General features: G+C 36.8%; 2 protein-coding genes. Both read right to left on the bottom strand.

Going from position 1 to position 3,127, the window contains the following annotated elements; translation table 11 throughout:
• Nucleotides 1-364 precede the first annotated feature (364 nt).
• Nucleotides 365-1,717 (bottom strand): putative bicarbonate transporter, IctB family, encoded by a 1,353-nt coding sequence (gene ictB, locus IGQ45_12940; GenBank protein MBF2058085.1) that lies wholly within the window; start codon nt 1,715-1,717, stop codon nt 365-367.
• 151 nt (nt 1,718-1,868) lie between these two features.
• The gene (locus IGQ45_12935; protein ID MBF2058084.1) at nt 1,869-2,768 is read right to left on the bottom strand and encodes an amino acid ABC transporter substrate-binding protein; all 900 of its coding nucleotides are present in this window, start codon (nt 2,766-2,768) and stop codon (nt 1,869-1,871) included.
• Between the last annotated feature and the right edge of the window lie 359 nt (nt 2,769-3,127).

Raw genomic sequence — 3,127 nt, 5'->3', positions numbered from 1 at the left:
CGATTTTTTTGTTGGTTCGTTTACATCCCCCGTTGATTTCAGTGGGTATTTTTTTGTTGAGAAATTCAACGGGGGTCTTTCACTCACATTTCAAGATAATTACAGGCAAGAGGTACTAATTGTCTTATCACACTTTAGCTTCCTTTGTTAACACTAGATGATGAAATTTTCAAGGACTTATAAATCTGCTAGAAATGATTTAGGATGGCTAAAATATTTTGAACTATATATAAAGCATATGTAAGGGTTTTAAAACCTATTGTTATTATATAATTAGGGTTTAGTTAAGAGATCACAACCGTTATCAAAAAAATGGTTAAAACACAATAAATTAATAAAAAATAACTTCTCTAACCCTTGCTCATTAATTGTCAGTTTTACTCCAAGGAGTAGAAGCAATTAAACCCACTAATAACCACCAAATAGTGTTAATTTGAGGACGAAACCAAACCGTATCAAATAAGCCTTGAGTGGCTAAACCCACCAGCGCCCCTAACCCCACTATAATCCATATTCCTCTGATTTTATCAGCTTGTTTTAATAATTGTATTTGTTGAATATAACGATGATAAATTGACCCTAAAACACCTAAAAAACAGGTAAAACCGATAATACCACTTTCGAGAGGAATTTCTAAAAAGATAGAATAAGCACTAAGAGCAGTAAAATTAGTTTTCATGTAAAGGGGGTAAATTTGATTAAAAACTTGATTACCAATACCAATGCCAAAAATCGGATGATCTTTTAACATTTGTAATACCGCAATCCATACATTAATACGAAAATTATTACTACTATCACCGCGCCATGAAAAAATACTTAAAAATCTTTCTCGCAAAGGTTCAACTACAATAAAAGCCATGGCAAAAAAGAGCAGAAATAAACCGAATAAAATCGGTAATAACCACTTGCGCCAAAAGGGAGATAAATAACTATTCCACCAAAAATTAAGCCCTAAAAAAATGACAAAAAAAGCCATAATTAAACCTAACCAAGCGCCCCTACTCCCAGTAAAATAAATACAGGTGATATTAGTTACTAACATCACTAAGGCGAGAATTTTTTGAGGAATACTACGCCAAGTAATCAGCGCCCCTACACTAAGCGCCACCGCCGGTAAAAGATAACCACCCAATAAATTAGGATTACCTAAATAGCTATAAACCCTTGTCACATCTGCCGTTGCGGAGTTAGTGTCAGTCCATGTCGCTAGGGCATCCACGCCAATAATTTGTTGACGAATACCATAACTACTAACAAGTAAGGACACCAGTAAAAAAGTGCTGGTAATCCAGTTTAAATAGCGTTTATTGCCCAATATTCGAGCCGTGAGGGCAAAAAAGGTCAAATACAAAGTGAACTTGATTAAGCCCATCATAGAAGCGGATTTGAGGGGAGAAAATGCCGTGGCGATGATGGATGCTAACCAATAGGCAAAAATCCAGAGATGAATGGCGGTGATTTGATTAGGCTTTATCTCCGCTACCGTCAAAATTAACCATAATCCAGCGCCCGCCATCAAAACTACTCCAAGGGCGCTGGTACTACTAAAAGGGGTCATAATTAGTAGAATACAGGTGAGGATAACGGCGAAGGGCGCTGAATAAGCTAGTAAATAACTACTATCATACCAAGAGTTAAATAAACCGATAGTATTACCAATAAAACTGGTTTGTCGCCATCGTAGCAAAGAATTGGTTTTGATTTTTACATTCATATAAATAGATAGGGGTTGCTGAAAAAGTGATGTCTTGAGGGTAATGGATAATGCACAATAGACGGAATGGATAATGTAGAAGTAATTGTTTTCTAAATTCTAAATTCTAAATTTTAACTTTTCTTCCCTTTGCCCCTTGCCCTTTGCCCTTTTAGTATCTTTCATCAATGGGAATCCACTCAAAACCATGGACAATACCTTGAAAATAATCAGCCATAGTTTCAATGGGATAAGGCGTATTACCATTTGCCCCAAACCAACGCTCATAAATAGCAATAGCTGACGGTGTATCAGTCGTCACGCCCTGCATAAATTTAACGAGAGTATAATTTACCGTATCGCGCCATTGGGATTGATTCGGTGGTAAAGTACAAGCGTAGGATTCAATGACATAGGGAAACTCAGGCACAATTTCATAATCTTGGGGGGAGGGCGCTTGTTTTCGCAGGGATTGTAACAGTATGCCATCCCCAGCAAAACCATCAATTTCCCCCTTAACCAATTTTTGCCAACCTTCCTCCTCAGAAGCAACGGGAATCAGATTAGCCGCAGTAGCATACCTTGTAATCGCTTTTTCATTGGTAGTTTGAGGAATTACCGCAATATTTGCCCCTTTTAGGTTATCCGAATTAGCAAAACCGCTTCCTTTTTTGGTAATCATTTGAGTGCCACTGGCAAAATAACTCACCGAAAAATCCACTGTTTTTTCTCTCTCCCAAGTGACGGTAGTCGAACCACATTCAATATAAATACTACCATCTATCACTTCTTGGAAACGATTTTGAGGATTGATTGGCACTAACTGTAAAGTAATTTTTTGCCCTAGTTGTGTTTCCAATTCCTCTCTAATCAAGTCCAAAATTTCAATAGCATAACCCACAGGTTTTCCCTCCTCATTAACGAAAGCAAAAGGAGGTGTATCCAGACGATAACCTGCTTTCATTATTCCTGTTTCTTTGACTTGCTCCAAAACTTCCTGTGCTAAAACCGAGGAGGGGAAAATATTAACGACAGAAAACGATAAAGCAAGGATGATCAGTTTTTTCCACATAATTTCGTCAGCTGAAAGTATTAGTCAAAAGGGCAAAGGTTAAAAAAGGGCAAAGTTAAAAGGGCAAAGGTAAATTTAAAGATAGATTAGATTACCATTAAATTTGCTCACATCTGAAAAGATGAAGTTTTAAACCGTGTATCTTATAAATACCTTAAAGCTATTTTAAATGTTTTCTGGTAGGTAAGGAAGATTGATTCTGTCTTTTATTTTAGTCAAAGCTATGGTAATAATAAAAAGCAAGGGGCTTAACCCTCTTTTTATCTTGAAATGTGAGTGAAAGACCCCCGTTGAATTTCTCAACAAAAAAATACCCACTGAAATCAACGGGGGATGTAAACGAACCAACAAAAAAATCG

The organism is Cyanobacterium sp. T60_A2020_053 (assembly GCA_015272165.1).
Lineage (GTDB): Bacteria > Cyanobacteriota > Cyanobacteriia > Cyanobacteriales > Cyanobacteriaceae > Cyanobacterium.
This window is presented reverse-complemented; position numbering and strand designations above follow the sequence as displayed.